General features: G+C 68.3%; 25 protein-coding genes and 1 tRNA gene. 11 read left to right on the top strand and 15 right to left on the bottom strand.

Annotated features, from left to right (window positions below; translation table 11 throughout):
• Positions 1-56: 56 nt before the first annotated feature.
• The 3 genes from IEY68_RS36465 to IEY68_RS26705 all read right to left on the bottom strand — a co-directional run bounded on the left by IEY68_RS36465 (position 57) and on the right by IEY68_RS26705 (position 1,686).
• Positions 57-269, bottom strand: coding sequence for a hypothetical protein (locus IEY68_RS36465; protein ID WP_058855174.1), 213 nt, complete (start codon positions 267-269; stop codon positions 57-59).
• Positions 266-430 carry a hypothetical protein gene (locus IEY68_RS36470; protein WP_229719024.1) on the bottom strand — a complete coding sequence of 55 codons (165 nt, stop codon included), beginning with the start codon at positions 428-430 and terminating at the stop codon, positions 266-268. The genes IEY68_RS36465 and IEY68_RS36470 overlap by 4 nt, the downstream gene beginning before the upstream one ends.
• 110 nt (positions 431-540) lie before the next feature.
• A complete protein-coding gene (locus IEY68_RS26705; protein ID WP_058855175.1) occupies positions 541-1,686 on the bottom strand; it encodes an LLM class flavin-dependent oxidoreductase in 1,146 nt (381 codons plus the stop codon).
• Positions 1,687-1,879: 193 nt separating this feature from the next.
• Here IEY68_RS26705 and IEY68_RS26710 point away from each other — a divergent pair, with 193 nt between their 5' ends.
• Positions 1,880-3,097 carry an acyl-CoA dehydrogenase family protein gene (locus tag IEY68_RS26710; protein WP_058855227.1) on the top strand — a complete coding sequence of 406 codons (1,218 nt, stop codon included), beginning with the start codon at positions 1,880-1,882 and terminating at the stop codon, positions 3,095-3,097.
• The gene (locus IEY68_RS26715) at positions 3,097-4,527 is read left to right on the top strand and encodes an LLM class flavin-dependent oxidoreductase (RefSeq protein ID WP_058855176.1); all 1,431 of its coding nucleotides are present in this window, start codon (positions 3,097-3,099) and stop codon (positions 4,525-4,527) included. Before IEY68_RS26710 ends, IEY68_RS26715 begins: the two co-directional genes overlap by 1 nt.
• A 4-nt stretch (positions 4,528-4,531) precedes the next feature.
• Here the strand turns inward: IEY68_RS26715 and IEY68_RS36855 are convergent, their stop codons facing one another.
• Positions 4,532-4,666, bottom strand: coding sequence for a hypothetical protein (locus IEY68_RS36855; RefSeq protein WP_267886576.1), 135 nt, complete (start codon positions 4,664-4,666; stop codon positions 4,532-4,534).
• 70 nt (positions 4,667-4,736) lie between these two features.
• Between IEY68_RS36855 and IEY68_RS26720 the strand changes: the two genes are divergently transcribed.
• Together IEY68_RS26720 and IEY68_RS26725 are read left to right on the top strand one after the other, a co-directional pair.
• Complete coding sequence (locus IEY68_RS26720; RefSeq protein WP_229719026.1) at positions 4,737-5,246, top strand: VOC family protein; 510 nt, start codon at positions 4,737-4,739, stop codon at positions 5,244-5,246.
• A complete protein-coding gene (locus tag IEY68_RS26725; protein ID WP_058855177.1) occupies positions 5,246-5,602 on the top strand; it encodes a helix-turn-helix domain-containing protein in 357 nt (118 codons plus the stop codon). The genes IEY68_RS26720 and IEY68_RS26725 overlap by 1 nt, the downstream gene beginning before the upstream one ends.
• A 38-nt stretch (positions 5,603-5,640) precedes the next feature.
• On the opposite strand, the gene msrC is transcribed toward IEY68_RS26725, so the two are convergent.
• A complete protein-coding gene (gene msrC, locus IEY68_RS26730) occupies positions 5,641-6,132 on the bottom strand; it encodes a free L-methionine (R)-S-oxide reductase MsrC (RefSeq protein WP_058855178.1) in 492 nt (163 codons plus the stop codon).
• Between the two features lie 149 nt (positions 6,133-6,281).
• Between msrC and IEY68_RS26735 the strand changes: the two genes are divergently transcribed.
• The 3 genes from IEY68_RS26735 to IEY68_RS26745 all read left to right on the top strand — a co-directional run bounded on the left by IEY68_RS26735 (position 6,282) and on the right by IEY68_RS26745 (position 10,499).
• Positions 6,282-7,658, top strand: coding sequence for a styrene monooxygenase/indole monooxygenase family protein (locus tag IEY68_RS26735; protein ID WP_058855179.1), 1,377 nt, complete (start codon positions 6,282-6,284; stop codon positions 7,656-7,658).
• A gap of 514 nt (positions 7,659-8,172) precedes the next feature.
• A complete protein-coding gene (sfnG, locus tag IEY68_RS26740; RefSeq protein ID WP_058855180.1) occupies positions 8,173-9,288 on the top strand; it encodes a dimethylsulfone monooxygenase SfnG in 1,116 nt (371 codons plus the stop codon).
• Positions 9,285-10,499 (top strand): SfnB family sulfur acquisition oxidoreductase, encoded by a 1,215-nt coding sequence (locus IEY68_RS26745; RefSeq protein ID WP_058855181.1) that lies wholly within the window; start codon positions 9,285-9,287, stop codon positions 10,497-10,499. The genes sfnG and IEY68_RS26745 overlap by 4 nt, the downstream gene beginning before the upstream one ends.
• 38 nt (positions 10,500-10,537) lie before the next feature.
• Here IEY68_RS26745 and IEY68_RS26750 read toward each other — a convergent pair whose 3' ends face one another.
• Positions 10,538-11,128, bottom strand: coding sequence for a type 1 glutamine amidotransferase domain-containing protein (locus IEY68_RS26750; protein WP_058855182.1), 591 nt, complete (start codon positions 11,126-11,128; stop codon positions 10,538-10,540).
• Positions 11,129-11,307: 179 nt separating this feature from the next.
• On the opposite strand from IEY68_RS26750, the gene IEY68_RS26755 reads away from it, so the two are divergent.
• The 4 genes from IEY68_RS26755 (at position 11,308) to yidC (ending at position 14,161) form a co-directional block, all read left to right on the top strand.
• Complete coding sequence (locus IEY68_RS26755) at positions 11,308-11,787, top strand: Dps family protein (RefSeq protein WP_058855183.1); 480 nt, start codon at positions 11,308-11,310, stop codon at positions 11,785-11,787.
• A 100-nt stretch (positions 11,788-11,887) separates the two neighbouring features.
• Positions 11,888-12,724: a Vgb family protein gene (locus tag IEY68_RS26760; protein ID WP_062999199.1), complete on the top strand. Its 837-nt coding sequence runs from the start codon at positions 11,888-11,890 to the stop codon at positions 12,722-12,724.
• Between the two features lie 54 nt (positions 12,725-12,778).
• Positions 12,779-13,102, top strand: a complete 324-nt coding sequence (locus IEY68_RS26765; RefSeq protein WP_058855229.1) for a DUF6412 domain-containing protein — start codon at positions 12,779-12,781, stop codon at positions 13,100-13,102.
• A 117-nt stretch (positions 13,103-13,219) separates the two neighbouring features.
• The gene (gene yidC / locus IEY68_RS26770; RefSeq protein WP_082681386.1) at positions 13,220-14,161 is read left to right on the top strand and encodes a membrane protein insertase YidC; all 942 of its coding nucleotides are present in this window, start codon (positions 13,220-13,222) and stop codon (positions 14,159-14,161) included.
• A 6-nt stretch (positions 14,162-14,167) separates the two neighbouring features.
• Here the strand turns inward: yidC and IEY68_RS26775 are convergent, their stop codons facing one another.
• The 9 genes from IEY68_RS26775 to IEY68_RS26815 form a co-directional block, all read right to left on the bottom strand.
• Entirely contained in the window at positions 14,168-14,758 is a 591-nt protein-coding gene (locus IEY68_RS26775) for a TetR/AcrR family transcriptional regulator (RefSeq protein WP_058855184.1), read from the bottom strand.
• A 38-nt stretch (positions 14,759-14,796) separates the two neighbouring features.
• On the bottom strand, positions 14,797-16,263 hold the full coding sequence (locus tag IEY68_RS26780; protein ID WP_058855185.1) for a hypothetical protein: 1,467 nt from the start codon (positions 16,261-16,263) through the stop codon (positions 14,797-14,799).
• Between the two features lie 142 nt (positions 16,264-16,405).
• A complete protein-coding gene (abc-f, locus tag IEY68_RS26785; protein ID WP_058855186.1) occupies positions 16,406-18,046 on the bottom strand; it encodes a ribosomal protection-like ABC-F family protein in 1,641 nt (546 codons plus the stop codon).
• 245 nt (positions 18,047-18,291) lie between these two features.
• Complete coding sequence (locus IEY68_RS26790; protein WP_058855187.1) at positions 18,292-18,717, bottom strand: hypothetical protein; 426 nt, start codon at positions 18,715-18,717, stop codon at positions 18,292-18,294.
• 338 nt (positions 18,718-19,055) lie between these two features.
• Positions 19,056-20,375, bottom strand: a complete 1,320-nt coding sequence (locus tag IEY68_RS26795; RefSeq protein WP_082681387.1) for an MFS transporter — start codon at positions 20,373-20,375, stop codon at positions 19,056-19,058.
• On the bottom strand, positions 20,372-21,502 hold the full coding sequence (locus IEY68_RS26800; protein ID WP_058855188.1) for a PLP-dependent cysteine synthase family protein: 1,131 nt from the start codon (positions 21,500-21,502) through the stop codon (positions 20,372-20,374). Before IEY68_RS26800 ends, IEY68_RS26795 begins: the two co-directional genes overlap by 4 nt.
• A gap of 111 nt (positions 21,503-21,613) precedes the next feature.
• The gene (gene lpqS, locus IEY68_RS26805) at positions 21,614-22,057 is read right to left on the bottom strand and encodes a putative copper homeostasis (lipo)protein LpqS (RefSeq protein WP_058855189.1); all 444 of its coding nucleotides are present in this window, start codon (positions 22,055-22,057) and stop codon (positions 21,614-21,616) included.
• 385 nt (positions 22,058-22,442) lie between these two features.
• Complete coding sequence (locus tag IEY68_RS26810; protein ID WP_058855190.1) at positions 22,443-23,315, bottom strand: aldo/keto reductase; 873 nt, start codon at positions 23,313-23,315, stop codon at positions 22,443-22,445.
• A gap of 284 nt (positions 23,316-23,599) precedes the next feature.
• Positions 23,600-23,684: transfer RNA gene (locus IEY68_RS26815), tRNA-Leu, on the bottom strand.
• Positions 23,685-23,752: the final 68 nt, after the last annotated feature.

Genomic DNA, 23,752 nt, shown 5'->3' on the forward strand with positions numbered 1-23,752 from the left:
GGTGTCAACGGAATCCCCGAGTGCTCCCCGCGCACGCGGGGATGAGCTATGCCCGGTCACGCGTTCCGAGCTCGCACCGTTTCGAAGAGGTTCAGCTTGTAGGTCTCCACCGGCGCCGGAAGAATCGCGCGCAGAAGTCTCATTCCCACGCGGTAGCGCATCGGCCACTGCTGTGCGACAGTCGGCTGAGGCGAGGCGTAGGTCCAGGATTCCACCAGGTGCAGGCCGCGGTCCTCGAGCGAATTCGGGTCTTCACAGATCCATTTCATCCGGGCAACTCGTCGAAAATGGAGGCCCGCAGCACCGCGCCGGACAGCGACGGGCCGCGGAACTCGGAGAAGTCGTAGTCGATCGCCGCGACCAGTTCGATGGCCTCGGTGTCGCAGGATGCTGTCCCGGCGTCCTGCGCGCGACCGTACAGGGGAATCAAGAGGGGCTCCTGAACCTCACCGAGCGATACCCGTCTCACCCACCCGCTCACGGTAGCCCGGTTCCGGCGAAAACGGTGGGCTACGTCCGGCGGGTGGGTGACGCCATGATTCAGCTGGTGGAAGCGGTGGCGAACGGTGTTCCGGTCGCCGCGGTGGGGCGCTCGATCGGGCGGCGCCACAGCCCCTTCTTCTCCAGGATCGGCAGGACGCCCTCGCCGAACCAGTACGCCTCCTCGACGTGCGGGTAGCCGGAGAGGATGAAGTGCTTGATACCGAGCCGCGAGTATTCGACCAGCCGTTCGGCGACCTCTTCGTGCGAACCGACGAGCGCGGTCCCCGCCCCGCCGCGGACCAGGCCCACGCCCGCCCACAGGTTGGGTGCGATCTCCAGGCGGTCGGTGCGGCCGCCGTGCAGTTCGAGCATGCGCCGCTGGCCCTCGGATTCGCTCTGCGCCAGATTGGATTGCACCCGTGCGATATCCGCCGGATCGATGCCCTGGAGCAGCCGGTCGGCTTCGGCCCAGGCGGCTTCGGAGGTATCGCGGGTGATGACGTGCAGGCGGATGCCGTAGTCCAGGATGCGGCCGCGTTCGGCGGCCAGGCCGCGGATCCACTCCAGTTTCTTGCCGACCGCGACCAGCGGTTCGCCCCAGGTGAGGTAGGTGTCGGCGTAATTCGCGGCGACCGGGCCGGCGGCGGCGGAGGAGCCACCGAAGAAGACCGGCGGCACCGGGTCCGGGTGGTTGTTGAGCAGTGCGTTGCGCACTTGGAGGTGTTTGCCCTCGAAGCTGATCGGTTCCCGCGATTCCCACAGTTCGCGCACGATGTGCAGGAATTCGCCGGTGCGCTCGTAGCGCTGCTCCTTGTCCAGGAAATCGCCGAACGCCTGCTGTTCGTGCGGTTCGCCACCGGTGACCACGTTCAGCAGAAGCCGGCCTCGCGAATGCCGCTGGTAGGTGCCGGCCATCTGGGCGGCCAGGGTCGGGCTCACCAGTCCGGGGCGGAAGGCCACCAGGAACTTCAGGGTTTCGGTGGTCTCCACCAGCATGGCGGTGGCCAGCCAGGCGTCCTCGCACCAGGCCCCGGTCGGGGTGAGTACCGCCTCGAATCCGTTCTCCTCGGCCGCGCCCGCGATCTGGTTCAGGTAGCGCAGGGAGGCGGGACGGTCGCCGGACATCGACGTACCGTGACCACCGGCCATCAGGCCGCGCGAATCGCCGTAGGTGGGTAGGAACCAGTGGAACGACAGACTCACCGAAATTCTCCTTCGAGGGGCTCTGGAACGGATAGTGCGGTGGCCGAGCTCCTCGCCGGGCCGATCTGTGATCCTGACCGGTTCCGCGCGCCTTGTCACCGGTTGGAATCGGCGGGATTTTTTGCCCGCCGATGTTGCGATCTGGCTGCGTGTAACCGGTGAGCGGGCTCGCGGCGTCGGTGATCGTGGGGTGATGACTTCCACCGCACAACCTGTCTCCGATACCGATCTGGACGCGGTGTTCGCGCCGATCTACGCCGATATCGCGGTCGGCGCCGTCGAACGCGAGGTCGACCGCCGGCTCGCCCACGACGAAGTACGCCGATTGCGCGCGGCGCGGTTCGGCGCGCTGCGGGTGCCCGTCGAATACGGCGGGTACGGCGCGAGTGTGCGGCAGCTGTTCCGGCAGCTGATCGAACTGGCCGCCGCCGAATCGAATCTGCCGCAGGCGCTGCGTGTGCATTTCGTGTTCGTGGAGGATCAGCTCCTCGCCGAGGCGGGACCCGCGCGCGAACAGTGGCTGCGCAAGATCTCCGAGGGGACGCTCGTCGGCAATGCGATCACCGAACCCGGGGTCGGGGCGGTGGGCCGGTACCAGACCCGGCTGACGCAGGCCGAGGACGGCTGGGTGCTCGACGGGACGAAGTACTACAGCACCGGATCGCTCTACGCCGACCACATCCTGGTGGCCGCCGACCGGGACGGCGAGCGGGTCAGTGTGCTGGTGGACGCCGACGCCGAGGGAGTGCGCCAGCACGACGACTGGGACGGTTTCGGTCAGCGGCTGACCGCCAGCGGCACCACCGAATTCACCGGGGTAGCGGTCCCGCAGGACCGGATCCTCGGTCCCGGCTACGGTGATGCGGGCGCGACCTATTCGACCTCCTACCTGCAGCTTTTCCAGCTCGCGGTATTGGCCGGAATCGCGCAGCGCGCCGAACGCGATACCCGCGAGTGGGTGGCCGCGCGCCGCCGCGGCTACACCCACTCCGCGGCCGATCTGCCCCGCCACGATCCGCTGGTGCAGCAGGTGATCGGCCGGTTGTCGGCCGCGTCGTTCGGTGCCCGCGCCAGCGTGCTGGCCGTCGCCGATGTGCTCGACGAGGTACTCGCCGCCGGGGCCACCGAGGAACAGGGCCTGATCGAGGCCGAACTGGCCGCGGCGCAGGCCCAACTCGGTGTGATCGATACTGTCCTGGCCGCCACGACCCAGCTGTTCGAGGTGGGTGGGGCGTCCATCACCTCGGAGGGGCTGCGGCTGGACCGGCACTGGCGCAACGCGCGCACCATCTCGGTGCACAACCCGGCCATCCAGAAAGCGCGGGCCATCGGTGACCACCTGCTGAACGGTACCCAGCTGCCGTTCGCCTGGAGCGCGGGGGAGCGCAAGCCCGCGGACGAGGCGCGCTGATGACCCGGCGGATCCGGTTCAACGCCTTCGATATGAACTGTGTCGCCCACCAGTCTCCGGGACTGTGGCGGCATCCCGACGACCGGTCGCACCGGTACAAGGAGCTGGGCTACTGGACCGAGCTGGCTACGCTGCTGGAACGCGGCCGGTTCGACGGGCTCTTCATCGCCGATGTACTCGGTACCTACGACGTCTACGGCGGCGACGACCGGGCCGCCCTGCGCCAGGGCGCGCAGATCCCGGTGGCCGACCCGCTGTTGCTGGTGTCGGCCATGGCGGCGGTGACCGAGCATCTCGGGTTCGGGATCACCACCGGAACAGGTTTCGAGCATCCGTATCCGTTCGCCCGGCGGTTGTCGACGCTGGATCACCTGACCGGTGGCCGGGTCGGCTGGAACGTCGTCACCGGCTACCTGCCCTCGGCGGCAAGGAATTTCGGCGCGGACGATCAACTCGACCACGACGACCGCTACGACCAGGCCGACGAGTACCTGGAAGTGCTCTACAAACTGTGGGAAGGCTCGTGGGAGGACGACGCGGTCGTCCGTGACCCGGTGCGCAATATCTACGTGGACCCCGCCAAGGTGCACCATATCGGCCACAGCGGAAAGCATTACACGGTTCCGGGTGTACACCTGTCCGAGCCGTCGCCGCAGCGCACACCGGTGATCTTCCAGGCGGGCGCCTCGCCGCGCGGGGTGCGGTTCGCCGCCGAGAACGCCGAGGCGATCTTCGTCGCCGCGCCGTCGAAACGAGTGCTCACCCAGACGGTGTCCGGTATCCGTGACGCGCTCGCGGCAGCCGGCCGCGACCGATATGCCGCGCGGATCTATGCCCTGGCCACCATCGTCACCGATGCCACCGACGAGGACGCCCGCCACAAACACGAGGAGTACCTGTCCTACGCCAGCGTCGAGGGCGGGCTGGTGTTCATGTCGGGCTGGATGGGAATCGATCTGTCCCGCTACGACCTCGACGACCCGATCGGTGAGGTCCAGAGCAATGCGATCCGCTCGGCGGTGGCCGCGTTCCAGGAATTCGACGACGACGGCCGGGAATGGACGGTCCGCGATATCGGGCGGTGGGCCGGGATCGGCGGGATCGGTCCGGTATTCGTGGGTTCCGGTGAGACGGTGGCCGACCGGCTGCAGGAATGGGCGCAGGACACCGATGTGGACGGGTTCAATCTCGCCTACGCGATCACGCCGGGGACCTTCGAGGATATCGTCGAGTATGTGATCCCCGTGCTCACCGCACGCGGTGCCTATTCCACGGAGTACGTGCCGGGGACTCTGCGCAACGCGTTGTTCGAGCGCGGCGACCGGTTGCCGCCGGAACATCGCGGCGCGCGCTACCGCGTGGGCGGCTCCGGGTCCACGGTGCTACCGGACGAGGTATCACGCAATATCTCCGGGGAACTGGTCACCTGACGAATCACCACACCGGGCCGGTGGCGCGGAACTCCGCCACGGATATCTCGCGCAGCGCGTTCGCGGTGGCGAGGGTTTCGAGCAGCGCGGTGAAACCGGACTCGGCGACACCGTCCACGACGAAGATGGTGGTGTTCATGTCGGGAGTTGTACGAAAGATGTCGCTTCCGACACTCCTGTCCGGAGCGGATCGGCCATAGGCTCACGCGATGGAGGTACCTCACCGGTCCGACCGGTCGGTTGTCTCCCACGTCGACGTCCAGCACAACACCCTTTCCGGAGTGCATATGCCCGTCCTCGCTACATACGGCCCCCACCACATCCGCCTGACGGTGACCGATATAGACCGGTCCCGCGATTTCTACCGTGACGTCCTGGGATTCGAGATCGTCGCGCAATCGCCGGGCCGCCCGGACGACCCGGAGGTCCGCACCGATCCGTTCCGGCTCTACGGAGGATGCGTTTTCCGGGCCGGAGCGATGCTGCTGGGCTTGCGCCCGGTCGCCCCGGCCGGTGACTCGTTCGACTCGGAACGGGTCGGTCTGGACCACCTGAGCTTCTCGGTGGATTCGAAGCAGGATCTGTTCACCGCCGCCGAACGCTTGGGAGCAGCGGGTATCGGTCACGGCGAGGTCATCGAGATGGACCAGTTCGGCATCGCGATCCTGTCGTTCGACGACCCGGACGGGATCCACCTCGAACTCACGGCTCCGCTGTGATGCCGGCGCTGCGTGGTCCCCGGGCGGTGGCGATAGGCGGTTGCGACCGGCACGCGGCCGGCGCGTCCGTACCGACCCGAACCGCCCTCCGCGATCCGTGGAACTATCTGTCCGGTGCCGAGCGCGCGGTCGCCGTCCTCGCCGCCGCCGGATGGACCAATGTCGCCATCGCGGCCCGCCGGGGTACCTCGGTGCGTACCACCGAAGCGCAATTGGCGGCAGTACTGCGCAAACTCGTGATCGCCTCGCGGCGTGAGATCGTCGGTCTCGTCCCCGCCGAGCTCCTCGCCCAGGTGCGGCGGGAGGCCGGGCGCAGAGCGCCCCGGCGGACGCGGCACCACCGCGCCCGGACCTGAGGCCGGCCGGGCCCGTCGCGTTCAACCGCTACGGGCCCTCAGATTCGTGCCAGCGACTCCAGGAAGACCTCGGCGATCGATTCGAGCCCGAGACGGTCGGTCTCGTCGAACCGGCCGGGGCGCGGACTGTCGAGATCGAGGACGCCGAGCAGTTCACTGTCGTGGACCAGCGGTATCACGATCTCCGAACGACTGTCGGCGTCGCAGGCGATATGCCCGGGGAAAGCGTGGACATCCGGAACCAGCTGGGTCCGGCGGGTACGCGCGGCGGTGCCGCACACACCCGCGCCGAGTGCGATCCGTACGCAGGCCGGCCTGCCCTGGAAGGGGCCGACGACGAGTTCCCGGCCGTCGTAGAAGTAGAAACCGGCCCAGTTGACCTCCGCGAGACTGTGGTACACCAGGGAGCTCAGATTGGCGGCGTTCGCGGTCCGGTCGGATTCGCCGGCGAGCAGAGCGGCCGCCTGGGCGGTGAGTCGGCGGTAGCCTTCGGCGCGGTCGCCGGTCAGCGGGACGAGGTCGAACGTCATGTACGGATGGTAGAGCGGACGGCCCGGTCCCGGTTCGGCGGAAAATGTCGATGGTGCCACGAAAACAGCTGCGGTGCGGTGCTGTTGGGCATCAACTCGCGGTGAGTGTAAAGGTGCAGCCCGGCGCCTCGGATCGTGACCATGGCGCTATGACAACTCAGCACACTTCCCACCGTAAGGCCGCCGTGATCGGTGCGGGGCAGACCGGCGTCACCGCGGCGCTCGGCCTGCTCGACGCCGGGTTCACCGTCACCGTCTACAGCGACAAGGACCAGCGCGATCTGCGTGACAAGGTGCCTGCCACCGGTACCGCGCTCATCTTCGGTGAGGCCCAGGCCGCCGAAGAAGCGCTCGGCCTGCCTACCTATCTCGACCGCGCACCGCTGCACAGCGGTCTCACCGTCCGCGTAGCCGGTGGCGGCGAGGAATTGATCGACTTCGACGGCGCCTTCGACGGTTTCCACGGTCTCGCCGTCGATACCCGGCTCAAGGCCGACGAACGGCTCACCACTTTTCTCGAGCGCGGCGGCCGGTTCGTCGTGGATTCGGTGACGCCCGATCTGCTCGACCCGATCGCCGCCGACAACGACCTCACCCTGGTCGCCACCGGCCGCGGCGGTCTCTCGCAACTGTTCGCTATCGATGAGACGCGCACCGTCTACGACGCACCGCAGCGCAGTCTGCTGACCGTCACCGTCACGGGTCTGCCGCACGACGAGTCGGTGTTCGCCCATCGCAGCCCGGCCGGCGGCGGCCGCAGCGGTTTCTCCATCGTCGCCGAGGAAGGTGAAGCCTGGTGGGGACCGTATCTGCACAAGGACGCGGGGCCGACCTGGGCGTTTCTCGGCTGGGCGCGGCCGGGCGGTGAATGGGAGAAGCGGTTCGCGGCCGCCGATTCGGCGGAATCGGCGCACCGGATCGTGACCGAGCTCTACCGCGACTATCTCGACTGGGATCTGCCGGAGGTGCTCGCCACGAAGGTGATCGCCGAGGATCCGCATTCCTGGCTCAGGGGCGCCGTTCGGCCGTTGTTCCGGCGTGGTGTCGGGCACACCACGAGTGGTCACCCGGTAGCGGCACTCGGGGATACCGCCGTGGCCTACGACCCGATCGCCGGGCAGGGCGCGCAGAGCGGGCTGGTTCAGGCGCAGCGCCTGGTCGCCGCGGCCGCGGCGCACGAGGGCGCGTTCGACGACGCCTGGATCACCACGCAGTACGAGTCGTTCCTGGACGCTCGGGCCGAGGACGCCGCCAAGGTCACCAGGCTGTTCCTCAGCGACCCCGAATTCGCCGAGATCGGCGGCCAGTTCTTCAGTGCGGCGGCGGCCGATCCGCGGTTCGCTTCGGCGCTCGTGGGCACACTGCACCGCCCGCAGGCGGCACGTTCGGTGAACTCGGTGGCGGATGCGCACGAACTCATCGCGCAGGTCACCGGGGAGGATGCGGCCACAGTGCTGGGCCGCTTCCAGCCCGCCGGGCGTTTCAGCAGGTCGCAGTACAACGGAGCCGCCACGACCACCGCCTGACCGGCGCCGGAGACCCCGGGGACTCGGCGGCCTGTCGGCCGCCGGGGCACCGGCCGCGAGCCCGAGTACCGGACACGGGTCGCCGGTACTCGGGTGCGGTTCGCGGGCCCGGCGGGCCGATATCCGCGGGCGGATGGCGCCGCCCGCACCGCGGGCCCCTACGGGATGCGATCCCGCAGATTCAAAACCTCGTACCACCAGCACCTCGCTGGTGAACTGGTCTCGCGCCGGGTACAAGGGTTGTCGTGCCCGGCGTCCGAACGACGAACGCCCACGGTGAGCAGCGGGAACAGTGATGCGATACTGCGATACTGCGATACTGCGATACCTCCGCCTTCGCTGCGGCCTCCGCGGACCGTATGTACCGGCATCAGGGAGGCTCGATGATGCGATACCTCCGCCTTCGCTGCGGTCTCCGCGGGCCGTATCCAGCAGCTCGAGGAGGCCGATGATGCGATACCTCTGCTTTCGCTGTGGCCTCCGCGACCGCATGTTCCACAATTAGGGAGGCTCGATGAGTACTGAGAAGACCACCGACCAGATCCGGTTCGCATACTGGGTGCCCAATGTGAGCGGCGGTCTGGTGACCAGCGAGATCGAACAGCGCACCGGCTGGGATTTCGAGTACAACAAGAAGCTCGCGCAGACCGCCGAACGTAACGGGTTCGACTACGCGCTCTCCCAGGTCCGCTACACCGCGTCCTATGGTGCCGAGTTCCAGCACGAATCCACGTCGTTCAGCCTGGCGCTGCTCGGCGCCACCGAACGGCTGAAGGTGATCGCCGCTGTCCATCCGGGTCTGTGGCATCCCGCCGTGCTCGCCAAGTTCGGCGCCACCGCCGACCATCTGTCCGGCGGCCGGTTCGCCATCAACGTGGTCTCCGGCTGGTTCGCCGGGGAGTTCACCGCGCTCGGTGAGCCGTGGCTCGAACACGACGAGCGGTACCGGCGCAGCGCGGAGTTCCTCGAGGTGATCCGCAAGATCTGGACCGAGGACGAAGTGAATTACGGCGGCGATTTCTACCGTATCCGCGATTTCACCCTCAAGCCCAAACCGCTGAACACCCCGGAACGCCCGAATCCCGAACTGTTCCAGGGCGGTAACTCCAGCGCGGCCCGCCGCAACGGCGGACGCTACGCCGACTGGTATTTCTCCAACGGCAAAGATTTCGACGGCGTCACCGAACAACTCGACGATCTACGCGCGGTGGCCCGTGCTCACGACCGCGAAGTGAATTTCGGGCTCAACGGCTTCATCATCGCCCGGGATACCGAGCGCGAAGCCCGCGACACCCTGCGCGAGATCATCGAGAAGGCGAACAAGCCCGCGGTCGAGGGTTTCCGGGACGCGGTGCAGCAGGCCGGTGCCTCGACCCGCGACGGTAAAGGGATGTGGGCGGACTCGAGTTTCGAGGATCTGGTTCAGTACAACGACGGTTTCCGGACACAGTTGATCGGCACGCCCGAGCAGGTCGCCGAGCGGATCGTCGCCTACCGCGAACTCGGCGTGGACCTGATCCTGGGCGGTTTCCTGCACTTCCAGGAGGAGATCGAGTACTTCGGCGCCAAGGTGCTGCCGCTGGTGCGCGAACTGGAGGCGGCGCGGCGTCCCGCCGCGGTGGGGCGATGACCGCCGTCGGGGCCGCGCGCATCGCCTCGGCGCAGCAGGCCCGCACGGTCGCCGCGGAACTCGCGGCGGAATTCGCGGTGGACGCCGCCCACCGCGACCGGGAGCGCGCGCTGCCCTTCGCCGAGGTGCGCAAACTGGCGGCCAGTGGTCTGCTGGCCGTGACGGTGCCGGCGATCCACGGTGGGGCCGAGCTACCACCCAGTGCGGTCGCCGAGGTGGTGCGGCTGCTGGCGATCGCCGATCCGAATATCGCGCAGATCCCGCACAGCCACTTCGTCTACGTGAACCTGCTGAAACTGGCCGGTTCCACCGAACAGCAGCGCCGCTATCTGACCGGTGTACTGGACGGCGCGCAGATCGCGAACGCGCAGTCCGAGCGCGGCGGCGCGACGGTCGCCGATATCGCCACCACGGTCCGGCCACTCGCGGGCGGGCAGCAGTTCCGGATCGACGGGGTCAAGTACTACTGCACCGGTTCACTGTTCGCCGACGTCCTGGCCGTACTCACGAAACTGGACGACCCCGGCGGCGTATCCGGGCTTCCGTCCGGCCAGTACGTCGCGTTCCTCCCGGCCGATACACCGGGGGTCCGGATCGTGGACGACTGGAACGGGTTCGGTCAGCGCACCACCGGTAGTGGGACGGTGTCGTTCGACAGCGTCGTGGTCGAGCGCGATCAGCTCGTCGCCCGCTCCGCCGCCGTGGACGAGCCCACCGCCTACGGTGCCTCCGCGCAACTGCTGCACGCCGCGATAGACGCCGGAATCGCCCGCGGCGCGCTCACCACCGCCGCCGGATTCGCCCGGAACAAGAGCCGGCCGTGGTTCGAGGCGCAGGTGCACCGGGCGATCGACGATCCGCTGCTCATCCAGCGTTTCGGCGAACTGGCCGTGACCGTATCGGCGGCCGAGGCCACGCTGGCGGTCGCCGGCGCGGCAGTGGACGCCGCACTCGGCGCTCCGGATCAGGTGGCCGACGCCTCGATCGCCGTCGCCACCGCCAAGATACTGGCCGATCGGGCCGCGACCGAGGTGTCCAGCGCACTGTTCGAGGTCAGCGGGACGCGTAGTGCGGCCGACGATCTCAACCTGCACCACTTCTGGCGCAATGCCCGGACCCACACCCTGCACGACCCGGTCCGGTGGAAATACCAGCACATCGGCCGAACCCTGCTGCACGGCAGTCCACCGCCATTGCACGGCGTGATCTGACCCGGACGACGGCCGGCCCGGCGGGCTGTGCCGATCGGTCAGCGGGACGCCGTCGCACCCTCCGGATGTACCGGATGTCTCCCCTCGGCGAATTCCTCGACGATCTTCGCGCAGAACGCGGGCAGGTCGCGGGGGTTGCGGCTGGACACCAGCCCGCGGTCGTTCACCACTTCCTCGTCGACGACGGTGCCACCGGCGTTGCGGATATCGGTTCGCACGCTGGGGTAGGAGGTAAGGGTGCGGCCGCGTACCACGTCCGCTTCCACCAGGGTCCACGGGCCGTGGCAGATCACGCCGACCGGTTTACCGGTGGCGAAGAAGTCCCGGACGAAGGCCACGGCCGATTCGTCCTGGCGAAGTTTGTCCGGGTTCGTGGTGCCGCCCGGTAACAACAGGGCATCGAATTCGCCGGGGCTGCATTCGCCGACGACCCGGTCCACCGCGAAGGTGTCACCTTTCTCCACATCGTGGTTCATGGCCTGGATACGGCCGGGCCGCAGCGAGACCAGCGCGGTGCTCGCACCGGCGTCTTCGACGGCCGACCGGGGCTGGACGAGTTCTGCCTGCTCCACGCCGTCGGTCGCGAGAACCGCGATTCGCCGTCCGGTCAGGTTGTGCTGCTGCGCCATATCGTGCTCCTTCCGTCGCGGATTCGGTCTGCCTGGCGGCCTACCCGTGCTCATGGCGGCGAAACCTGGGTCCGGCGGCGCGCAGTGGTGTCGCGCACAGCCGGTCCGGTCGCTGATTCGACCGCGGATGTCCGGGTAGTCGCCCGGTGTCCGGCGAACGAGAAGAAAGGCATTCGACGATGAACGTCCCTATCAAGAGCACCCTCGACCCGGAGCAGCAGCACATCACCGGCGAGGCGTTACGTGCCACGGTCATCGACCTCATCGATCTGTCGCTGATCGCCAAACAGGCCCACTGGAATGTCCTCGGCCGTAATTTCCGCTCTGTCCATCTCGCCTTGGACGAGCTGGTGACCGCGGCCCGTGAGTTCACCGACGACGCCGCCGAACGCGCGACCTCCATCGGTGTCAGCCCGGACGGCCGTGCCGCCACCGTCGCCAAGGAGGCCGCCGGTCTGGCGTTTCCCGACGGCTGGCAGCAGGACACCGATGTCATCGAGGCCATCGTCAAGAACCTCAGCACGGTTATCGTCCGCCTGCGGGAGCGCATCGAGGTCACCGAGAAGGCGGATCCGGTGAGCCAGGATCTGCTCATCACGATCGCGGCCCGACTCGAACAGTTGCACTGGATGTGGCAGGCTCAGCTCTCCTCCGCCTGATCACGTCGTCCCGCGCTCGCGCGGCTCGGCGGGCACAGCGCCGAGTCGAGTCGACCACACATGTCGGCAGCGCTGCGATCGGGCCGGGGTACGAGGAGGTGTGAGAGTGGTTCGGATTTCCGGATCGCCTTATGGGCTGAGTGCGGGCCCGGACGGCGCCCTGTGGTTCACCATGGCGACCGAGGGCGCCGTCGGCAGGTATCTGGACGGCGAGGTCCGGACCTTCGCACTCGAACCCTCCGCGGGACAGCCGACGGTGATCGTGCCGGGACCCGACCGGGCCATGTGGTTCACCGAGTTCCGCGGGGACCGGATCGGCCGCATCGCTGGGGAAGGCGATGCGACCTGGTTCCCGGCACGATCTCCGTACGGCATCACCGCGGGCCCGGACGGCGCTGTGTGGTTCACCGAGCTCCAGGCCGACAGAATCGGCCGGCTGACCGTGGACGGTGAGTTGACCCGGTTCGACGCGGCGGGCATGCCGTCGATGATCACCACCGGGTCCGACGGCGCGCTCTGGTACACGCTCAATCAGGGCAATGCGATAGGCCGGATCGACCCGGCCGACGGCACCACGGCCGTATACCCGTTACCGACCGGACATGCGATGCCGGTCGGTATCACCGCGGGCCCCGATGACGCGCTGTGGTTCGTGGAGATCGGTGCGGGGCAGGTCGGGCGGATCGGGGTCGACGGCACGATCACCGAGTTCCCGCTACCCGACCGCGAATCCAAGCCACACGCCATCGTCACGGGCCCGGATGGTGCCCTCTGGTTCACCGAATGGGCGACGACCCGGCTCGGCCGGATAACCACCGAGGGCACGATCACCGAAACCGATCTGCCCGGATCCGAACCACACGGGGTCACGGTCGGACCGGACGGTGCGCTGTGGGTGGCTATGGAATCGGGCAGCCTGGAACGCATCGCGGTCTGAGTTCCGCGGCGTGACACCGCCGGATCCGCGGGGCCGCTGGGTATGCTGCCGAATATGGCACGGATCTGGTCGGTGGTCGCACATGGGGTGAACCTCGTTCAGCTCACGTGGGTCGCCGTGCTGGCCCTCGCCATGACCGTATCGCTGTTGAGCGACGGTCCCACCGCCGTTGTCGGCGCCGCGGTCGCGGTCGCCGTGCTGCTCGGCCTCGCCGACCATGGTCTGCGCCCCGGGCTCCACGGCCCGGCCGAGCCCGCCACCGGCCCCTCCCGCGATGAGCGGCGACTACGCGGCGCGTTCCGCAGGCAGAGCGCGCCCGATACTCCCGGTCGTCCCCGCCTGCCCCGAGCACCCGGACAGGTTCCGGCCGCCGCGTAACGCTTCAGCGTTACGTCGGCCCAGTCGGCCTGTCCTTCGGCGCCGCCCCGCAGTGGGAGCGGTGCCCGATCCGCACCCGCCGCGGACTTCCGCGCGGTGCAGCGAAGAGGTGCTCTCGTGCTCGATTTCATCTATTACCCCGTATCCGCGATTCTCTGGTTGTGGCATACGGTTTTCGGGGCCGTACTGGGTCCCGGCAGCGGCTTCGCCTGGGCGTTGTCCGTGGTGTTCCTGGTTTTCACCATCCGCCTGCTCCTGCTGAAACCCGCGATCGAACAGATCCGCACCGCCCGCCGGATGCAGGAACTGCGGCCACAGCTGGACAAGCTGCGCAAGGAGCACGCCGGTGATCGCGGCGCACAGGCGGCGGCGATGCAGAAATTGCAGCAGGAACACGGTTTCAACCCGCTGATGGGCTGCCTGCCCGCGCTGGTGCAGCTGCCGGTGTTCCTGGGTCTCTATCACGTACTGCAATCGTTCGACCGCACCGGAACGGGGTTCGGCAAGCTCGGTATGACCCCGGAGGCCAACGCCGCCACCCCCAACTATTTCTTCGACGTCGCCGATGTCCAGTCCTTTCTCGGTGCCCGGCTCTTCGGCACGCCGATCTCCGCGGCGATCGCCAGCCCCGACAGTGCCCTGGAGTCCTTCGCCGCGCACGGGTCCGTACCGACGATGGCCGGTATCGCGATCGTGGCGGTCCCGCTGATGGTGGTGGCGAGCCTGGCCACTCATCTCAACGCGCGTGCGTCGGTAGCACGGCAGGATCCGGCGGCGGCCGCGAACCCGCAGATGGCGCTCATGAACACGCTGATGCTGTGGGTGTTCCCGCTCGGTGCGCTGCTGGGTGGCCCGCTACTGATGATCGCGATCCTCCTCTATTGGGTGGCGAACAACCTGTGGACCTACGGACAGCAGCATCTGGTGTTCGCCCGGATGGACCGAGAAGCGCAAAAGGAATCGGAAGCCGTCGAATCGTCGGAGGCGAATGCGCCACAGCCGGGTGCGCGACCGGCTTCCCGGCCGAAATCCGGGCGTCGCCGGGGCCGCGCCCGCTGAACCGGCTCAGCGGCGGTGACCCACCGCCGGCAGGATCGCCTGGTCGACGATATCGGTGAGGGTCTGCTCGCCGGGTAGCGCGCCGGAGTCCAAGGAGCACTTCAGGACGAGCGCCTCGCCGATATCGAGGACCACGGGTGTGAGCAGTGCGGGGTCGATATCGCCTGTGTCCGCGTAGTGCCGCAGGACAGTGCCGGTGAACCGGCCGCCCTTGGGCTCGAACACTCGGGTGTAGATGGACTCGGCCAGTTCCGGATAGCGCTCGCGCTCGGCGAGGATCGCGCCCGTGGCCCGCGCCGTGGGAGTGGCCAGCCAGGTCACCATGAGCCGTAGCGCCTCGACCAGATCGCCGCGCAGCTCGCCGGTGGGTGCCGCGGTCGGGCTCTCCTGCGGGAACTCCGCTTCCAGGGCATCCAGCAGGATTGCCTGCGGGGTGTCCCAGCGCCGGTACAGCGAGGTTTTCGCGATACCGGCGCGCTGCGCGATCCCGTCCATCGTGAGTTTGCCCATCCCCACGTCGATGACCTCCTCGACCACGGCGGTATGCACGGCCGCCACCACTTCGGCATCGCTGCGGCGGCCACGTGTTCCGGGCATAGGACCCTCCGGTATCGCGCGGGACTGACCCGTGCAGACTAGTCGGCGGCCGGCTCCACGAACGCGACCGCGGTGGCGAACGGGCCGAGTTCGACCTCACCGTTGTCGACCGGCCGCGTAACAGCCGGTCCGGCCCCGGTCGAGGTGTCGACGGTGCGAATGCTCGCCACGGGGTCGGTGAAACGTACGCGCACGGGCTCGGGGTACTTGTTGACCAGTAGGATCCGCCGCTGTCCGTCCGTGCAGGCGAAGGCCTGGCCGTGGATCCGGGCGTCCGGCGCCGCCAGGGTGGGGGCCGATCCGGCCCGGTGCAATGTATCGCCCGGGCCGAAGTTGGCCAGCAACAGTTCCAGCGCCCGATAACGGGCGTTGGGCTCGCCCGTCCGCCAGTCGAGCAGTGATACCCCGTGGACCATCCCGGGATAGCCGAGGAACTCGGCCACCCCTACGAGCTCGATGCCGAGTTCGGTCAGCCGTGACCAGAGATAGGTGACCACCGCCGCGCTCAGCGCCCAGTACTCCTCGGGCGCGTCGGGTTCCGGATTCAGGATGTCCGGAGTGAACGTGCCGATCTCGTTGATATGGGTTTCGGTCTCGGGGGAGAGCCGCTGTTTGATCGATTCGATCAGCTGCACCTGGCGCAGGAATCCGTCCGCCTGGGAGAAGAGCACGCTGTGCCATTTCTCGAAGGGGAGATTTCCCCGCAACGTGACCGGGTCGAGGATATCGGGCATCGCGTAGAAGTGGAAAGAGAAGGCGTCGACAGGGGTACCGTCCGTGTGATTGGCCGGGTCGAGGAAGTACCAGAAGTATTCGGGGTCGAAATCGACCAGGCTCAGCGACAGGCCGACGAACTTCATCTCCGCATCGAGCGGCCGCAACCGCGCGACCACGGCGTCGTAGAGCCGGGTGTAGACCTGGGGTGAGAGTTTATGTCCCACATCGGGTTCGCACAGCACCTCCCAGAAGGCGAACCGGTGGTCGCGGCCGGATTCGTGCCGGATGCCGAACTGGTCGGTGAACCCGCCGTCGATGTACCACCGGCCGATCCGTTCGAAATGTTCGGCCACCTCGGAGAGGCCGGGGTCGCGGAATTCGGTGCCTTGTTCGTAGTCCCAGTGGATGGCCGACGGATCGTCCTGCAGGGCATACGGCTCCGGAGTCTCGAACATCCAGGTGGGGATGGTGGCGAAGTTCGCGACGACCGGCCGGCCCTCGGCGGCCGCGAGGAAATCGTCGACGAATTCGTCGAGCCGGTGGAAGTCCCAGGAGGTCCGCCCGGCGGTGGGTGGATCGAGCTCCGGGACGGAAAGTTTCGGCGAGGACCACCAGGGCAGGAAGCGTGCGTAATCGGCCCCGAGATCGCGGAGTGCGGTGAAGGCCCGATCGTGGACGGGGGAGCTGCGCTGTAGCGGCGGCGCGGTCCAGAGGTGGGTGGTCAGGGTGGTGCGGGAGGTGATCGTCGGTGTCGTCCAGTCGACGGTGACGGGCAGGGCGTCGGTCATGGTGGCCTCTCTCGGAAGATGACTCCGCTAACGTAGCTACAAATTTGTAGCTATGCAACCGTATCTAGAGAGCGGTCCACTCGGTGCTCCGCACGATTCCGGGAAGTGCCCGGAACCGGGCGGAGCCGCCTCGTGTTCGGGTTCAGGCGTCGCCGACGGGCCCGGCGACCTCGCGCAGCCGACCGTCGGAAAGCCGCAGCCTGCGGCGGACCCCGATTTCGGTGAGGAACCGTTCGTCATGGCTGACCACCATGAACGCACCCCGGTAGGCGTCGAGCGCGCTCTCGAGCTGTCCCACGCTCACCAGGTCGAGGTTGTTGGTCGGCTCGTCCAGTAGCAGCAACTGCGGCGCCGGTTCGGCGAACAGGACGCAGGCCAGGGTGGCGCGCAGCCGTTCACCGCCGGAGAGCGCACCCACCGGAAGATCGACCCGGGAACCACGGAACAGGAAGCGTGCCAGCAGGTTCAGCCGTTGCGGAGTGGGCAGGCCAGGGGCGAACGCGGCCAAGTTCTCGGCGACGGTGCGGTCGAGGTCGAGCAGATCCAGTCGCTGGGACAGATATGCGACCCGGCCCTCGGCGCGGGTGACAGCACCGCTGTCCGGCGCCAGATCGCCGTGGACTATCCGCAGCAGGGTGGATTTGCCCGCACCGTTGGGTCCGGTCAGGGCGATCCGCTCGGGCCCGCGGATCGTCAGATCCGCGCCGTCACCGTCGAAGATCTCCTGTTCGCCGAAGCGGTAGCGGATCTGCTCACCGGCGAATACGGTGCGCCCGGCCGGCACATCGGTATCCGGTAGTTGCAGGCTGATCCGCTGCTCCGGGCGCAGGGCGCGTTCGGCCCGGTCGAGCCGATTTTTCGCGGCGTCGACCCGGGCCGCATGGGTTTCGTTCGCCCGCCCGGCCGATTCCTGGGCATTGCGTTTCATGGTCCCGGCGAAGATCTTGGGCAGGCCCGCGTTGCCCAGATTCCGGGCCGCGTTGCTCGCCCGTTTCGCGGCGCGCTCCCGGGCCTGCTGGAGTTCGCGCTTCTCCCGTTTGACCTCTTGTTCGGCATTGCGGATGTTCTTGTGCGCGACCTCGCGCTCGGCGCGCACCGTGTCCTCGTACTCGGTGAAACTGCCTCCGTAGAAGCGGATCTCACCGGAGTGCAGTTCGGCGATCCGGTCCATCCGATCCAGCAGTGCCCGGTCGTGGCTCACCAGCAGCAGGCAACCCTTCCAATCGGCCAGGAGGTCGTAGAGCTGGTGCCGGGCCTCGAGATCGAGGTTGTTGGTGGGCTCGTCGAGCAGTAGCACCTCGGGTTGTCGCAGCAGCTGGGCCGCCAGGCCCAGCGACACCACCTGGCCCCCGCTGAGGGTGCGCAACCGCCGGGTGAGCGGCAGATCACCCAGGCCGAGGCGTTCCAGCTGGGCGCGGGTGCGTTCCTCGATATCCCAGTCCGTGCCGATGGTGGTGAAATGTTCTTCGGCGGTGTCACCGGATTCCACGGCGTCCAAGGCGGCCAGGACCGGTGCGATACCCAGAGTTTCGGCGACCGTCATATCGCCGGTGAGCGGCAGGGTCTGCGGGAGGTAGCCGAGTACGCCGTCGACCGATACGTTGCCGGTGCGGGGTCGCAGGTCACCCGCGATCAACCTGAGCAGTGTGCTCTTGCCCGCGCCGTTGGGCGCGACCAGACCGGTCCGCCCGGCGGGCACGCTGAAGGACAGATCGTCGAACACGGGGGTGTCGTCCGGCCAGGAGAAAGACAGATTCGAACAGACGATAAAAGTTTCGGACATGTAGGAGAGACCTCGATTGTCGTTCGGGCGCGTGCAGCTGCCTCGAAGAAGGAAAAGTGAACGACGAAACGGCCACTACAGCGGCGCCCGGTGCGCCCTACTGGTGGCCGTCAGAGCCGGGTGGCTCCGGAGATATCGAGTTCACCAACCATGGTCGATCTCTCTGTGGACGAAGATTCCCTGCTCACGATAGCAGCCCGGCCGGCGGCGGACCGGGTTCGGCCGACCGGCCGCAGGGTGGATTCTCAGAAGCCGGGAGTGAGGTGGGGTTCGACTTCGCCGGCGAGAGGCGGTTCGCCGCACTGGATCCCGCACCGATGTTCGTCGGGGACCGTGGACCCGTCCTCGTACTCGCAGCTGGCCTCGTCACAGGCGTAATCGCGATTGGGATCCATCGCCACGGGTTCGCTGTAGTACGACCACGCGAAGGTGTCGGAGCCCTGCACTGCCGAGCAGTAGACGGTGGTGCCGTCGGCGAGATGCCCGACCTCGCCGGGCTCCTCGCAATAGCTGTCCAGCTCCACCTGCGGATTCGGCCCGGCGGCGACCGGCGTCACCTGGGTCCAGGGGAGTGCGGCCGCGGGAGCGGCGGCGAAGAAGAGGGCGGCGGCCCCGACGGTCGCGCCGAGAAGTCGGGGGCCGACGCGACAGGTGCGCGCTTGTGGCCTCATGGTTCGATTCCGTTCTGTCGAGTCCCCCACCCGTTCGAGCTGATCGATCGTAGCTATCACCGCAGGTGGGAGGCAACGGCTGGACCAGGCCGGGCTGGCGGTGCGGATACGCGCCGGAGTCGGGATCGTGCCGCAACCGTAACCGGCGCCGCACTCGGGTAACCGCACCGTGCGGTAGCGACTGCTCGCCGCCGCCCGTGACAGCCGCTTCGCCGTGATCGGCTTGCCGGGGGCACCGGTGGTGCACCCGGTGCCTGTGCCGAGATCTCGATTAGGGCACATGGGCCCGGCGCCGATGAATACGGAACCCCCGGCGGGATCGAAGCCTGGCGGGATGCTCAGCCGACGTGACGGGTGGTCCCGGAAACCCGGGAGCGGGGTCGGGCCGATATCGCCACATCATCCGCGGCCGCGGTGGGGTCCGCCGCGCCGGTGTGTCCGGTCCCCGCTCGGTCGAGGCGCGCCAATGCGAACGCCGAGACGAATCCGATCAGGGCCAGCCCGGTCCAGACCGCCCATTCGGCTTCCGCTGCCCGGGCAGCACCGAAAACGGCGCCGGTGGCGAGATTGCCGATCAGGATGCCGATACCGACCACACTGTTGTAGAAGCCGTAATAGGTGCCCACCAGGCGGTCTCCGGCGAGTGTGACCACCGTGTCCATCTCGAACGGGAACACCGCGGCCGTGCCGACGGCCAGCAGTGCCCCCGAGACCAGCAGGGCGGCCACCGCCGCCCAGGTGCCGAACCGCGCGGGTACGGGCACCAGCGCGAGTGGCAGGAACGCGACCGCCAGAATCGTCAGACCGGTGACCAGGGCGCGTCCGGTACCCCAGCGTGCGCGGAACCAGGCGGTGATGCGCAGTTGCCCGGCCACCGCGATCACCGCGGAGATCACGAACAGGGCGGAGACGAGTAGCTGGGCACGGTCCCGGGTGATCGTCTCCGCTTGCAGCGGAAGGGCCAGATACATCTGGAAGGACAGCACATAGGAACCGATCATCGCCACCGAGAACGCCACGAACCGCCGGTTGCGCAGCACCCCGGCCCACGCCGTCCGCACCGGGACGCGGTCGTGATCCGGGCGTTCGCGCCGGGCGGGCAGCGCCAGTAATTGGGCCACCGTCAGCACGGCGAACACCAGCGCCGCCACGGCCGCCACCACCCGGAAATCGAGTGCCAGCAGTGCCACCCCGACGAGCGGGCCCGCGAGGATTCCGGCCTGATAGAAGATGTTGAACACCGCGAAGGCCTCCACCCGCCGGGAGCCGGATTCAGCCGCGAGGTAGGCACGGACCGCAGGATTGAACAGTGCACCGGCGAATCCCGTGGCAGCAGAAGCGATCAACAGTGCGGGCAGGTCGGTGGCGAACACCAGCAACGCGAAACCGCCCGTGCGCAACAGGCATCCGGCCACGATCAGGGGTTTGTAACCGAGCCGGTCGGCCAGGGTGCCGCCGATCAGGAACATGCCCTGCTGGGAGAAGTTGCGCACACCCAGCACCAGTCCCACCGCCCACGCGGCGAACCCGAGCGGGCCGGCCAGGTATCCGGCCAGGAACGGCATGAGCATGTAGAAACCGAGGTTGATTCCGAACTGGTTGACCATCAGGAGCCGAGCCGGGGCGTCGAAGCTGCGGAAGGTGGCGATCGCGCTCATCGGCGAACTCCTTCGATCGCGATGATCGCGCGCGGATCCACCACCGTCGCGCACCGGGTCCACGACCGGAACTCGGCCTCGAACGGGCTCGACACCGTGGCCGGCCCGGCAGGCGGGGCCGCGGTGAGCAGATCGTGTGCGCGGCAGTACTCGTCGCTGAAAACTGTGTCGAAATAGCGCTGTGGGCCGTCGGGGAAGATCGCGGCGACCTGGGTGTCCGAGTCGAACTGCCCGGCCGCCCAGCCCGCGACCAGAGCCACCGCGCCCACGCTCCAGCCGCCGGTGGCGTGGTGGGTGGTGGCCAGGGTCCGGCAGGCCCACACCGCCTCGGCCGGGGCGATCCAGTGGACCTCGTCGAACGCCGCGTAATCGACGTTGGCGGGATAGATGCTCGACCCGAGTCCGCGCATGAGCCGCGGTCGGGCGGGTTGGCCGAAGATGGTGGAGGACACGGTGTCCACGCCGATGAGTTTCAAGGCGGGATCGAATCGGCGCAGTACCCGTGCCACGCCCGCGGAATGTCCGCCGGTGCCCACGGCGCAGACGAGCACGTCCACGCCGCCCAGTTGTTCGATCAGCTCCATGCCCAGCGACTCGTAGGCGGCCACGTTGTCGGGATTGTTGTACTGATCGGGGCACCACGCGGACGGATCGTCGGACAGCAGGCTCGCGACGCGGTCGCGGCGGGCCTGCTGCCATCCCCCCGCCGGATGTGGCGCGGATACCGTATCGACCGTGGCGCCGTATGCCGTCAGCAACTGTTCCACGATCGGCTCCAGACCGGGGTCGGTGACCAGCGTGACCGGGTGGTGGTAGGCCACTCCGGCCAGTGCCAGACCCAGACCCAGGGTGCCGCTGGTGGATTCCACGATCCGCGTGCCCGGCGCGAGATCGCCGCGTTCGCGCGCGCGTCGCACCATGTGCAGTGCGGGCCGGTCTTTCATCCCCCCGGGATTGCTGCCTTCGAGTTTGGCCCAGAATCCCCGCCCGGCCGGTGCCAGCGGGGCGCCCACCCACAGCACCGGCGTATTGCCCACCAGCGCCGGGGGTGTCAGGGCGGCGCCGGGCATCGGCACGATTCCGGCGGCGGTCGGCTCCACCCGTTCGGGCAGTACCACGTTGTTCATGACTGTCGCTTTCTGTATCGGGTACGCGTGGTACGCCACACAGGACCCGGAGGTGGGTGAACGGCAGCGGACTCCGGCCGGTCCCAGGGGAACCGGCCTGACGCCGGCCGATCAGCGCCGGGCGATACAGAAGCGGGTGAGGATCTCGCGGCCACCGGCGGCGAGCGCTGCGGCCGGGGGTCCCCGGATCCAGCAGCCGGCGACGGGTGCGAGAGAAAGACCAGCGGCGGTGGCGAGGGTGAGTGCCACCGGCACGACGACAGTGAACGGGTCGGGAACCCGCGCGGGTAGCACAACCTGGGAAACGCAGTGCACGGCGTGGGCCGTGCAATGGCTCCCGGCCGGATCGCCGGTACGGTCGTGGTGACCGGCCGCCGTGGTGACGGCCGCGTGCGCTCGGGCGTGCGCGGTGGCCGCGGGGACGAGGTCACAGTGCAGCAGCGGTGCCAGCAGGGCCAGCGCGGCCAGTACCACCACGACCGTCGCGGTGCGGGACCGGCGCCGCCGCCGTGGTGGGGTGGCGGGTGCGGTCCGGGCGTGCGCGGTGTCCGTCATTCGCCACCTCCGTTCCCGAGTGCCGCGTCCGCGACCGGCCCCACGCCGGTCGCCACTACTCTACCCCCGTTGGGTACTCGCATCGCGTGGGTGTCGTGGCAGGTGGGTCACCGGATGTGTCCCGTGGCAGTGCTTCCGGAAGGCGGACCGCTGTGAGAACGTGACTTCCGCCGGTCGAGAATTGTGCCCGGTGCCGCACGGGCGGATGTTCCTGGCCCAGGGAATCCAGCGGGGCGAGTCCTCGCACGGCACGGGCGCCACCCACGGCCTGCGGCCGATTGTGGCATCGGTCCGGACGACTGCGGTTCCAGGTGCGCCGGTTCGCGCTCGGGGGCCCGAGGTGCCGGGGGCCGGTCGGCCGTGAGATGCCGGCCGGGAGGTCGCGCTATGCGGCGCCGGCCTTCGTCAGTACATCGAACTCCTCATCGGTCAGTTCGATCGTCGCGCCGGCCAGGTTGTCCTCGAGGTGCGCGACGCTGGACGTTCCCGGGATGGGGAGCAGGACGGGAGAGCGCGCGAGGAGCCAGGCGAGGGCGAGCTGCGCGGGGGTGGCGTCGTGTTGCTTCGCCAGTTCGGTGAGCGGGCTGCCCTCACCGGAGAGCTTTCCGGTGGCCAGCGGGAACCAGGGGATGAACCCGATGCCCTGGTCGGCCGACCAGTCGAGGAGCTCTTCCGAGGAGCGGTCGGTGAGGTTGTAGAGATTCTGCACGGAGGCGATCGGGGCGATCTGCCGGGCTGCTTCGGCCTGGGCCACGCTGACTTCGCTGAGGCCGATATGGCGGACCTTGCCTTCGTCCTGAAGCTTCTTCAGCTCGCCGATCTGGTCTTCCAGTGGGGTGTCGGGGTCGATGCGATGGAGTTGGAAGAGGTCGATGCGCTCGACGCCCAGGTGGCGCAGGCTCATCTCGGCCTGCTGGCGCAGGTAGGCGGGCCGGCCTACGGGCGTCCAGCGGTCGGGGCCCTGGCGGGTGAGCCCGGCCTTCGTGGCGATGACGATCCCGTCGCTGTAGGGGTGCAGGGCCTCGCGCAGGAGGGGTTCGGCTACGGCGGGGCCGTAGCTGTCGGCGGTATCGAAGAAGTTCACGCCGAGCTCGACGGCGCGCCGGAGAACCCGGACGGCTTCGTCGCGGTTCGCCGGCTCGCCCCAGACTCCGGGGCCGGTCAGCTGCATCGTGCCGTAGCCGAGGCGGTTGATCTCGAGGTCGCCGCCGAGGCGGAAGGTGCCGGAAGCGTCGGCGGGGCGGGTGGAATCGGTCATGTGGGATGCGTCCCTTCGAGTCGGGGTCCGGACGGGGGCCGCGCATCGGTGGGCCGAAAAGGCCCGTCCTCGAACAACTCTACTGCGGCGTGATCAGCGGGGCGCTGATGCCGGTTGTGGTGAAAACAACCCCTGCCGCCCGCGCGGGGAGTAGGGTGCGCTCAGCACGTCGCCGCAGGTCAACAATGCAGAGACGAAGGGTGGGCAAGGGCGAACGCAGATCCTCCAGGCCGTGTTCGAGTGGCACTCGAACACATTTTCGCCGGAGCGGTGCGTTCACCTTGTGGTGCGCGAGGGGGGACTTGAACCCCCACGTCCGTGGACACCAGAACCTAAATCTGGCGCGTCTGCCAATTTCGCCACTCGCGCTTGGTGGTACGACCGTCCAAACTCTACCGGTCGCCCGCCGGATCGCGAAGACGCGGGCGGGTGTTTCG

The sequence above is a fragment of the Nocardia jinanensis genome (genome assembly GCF_014645735.1).
Classification (GTDB): Bacteria; Actinomycetota; Actinomycetes; order Mycobacteriales; family Mycobacteriaceae; genus Nocardia; species Nocardia jinanensis.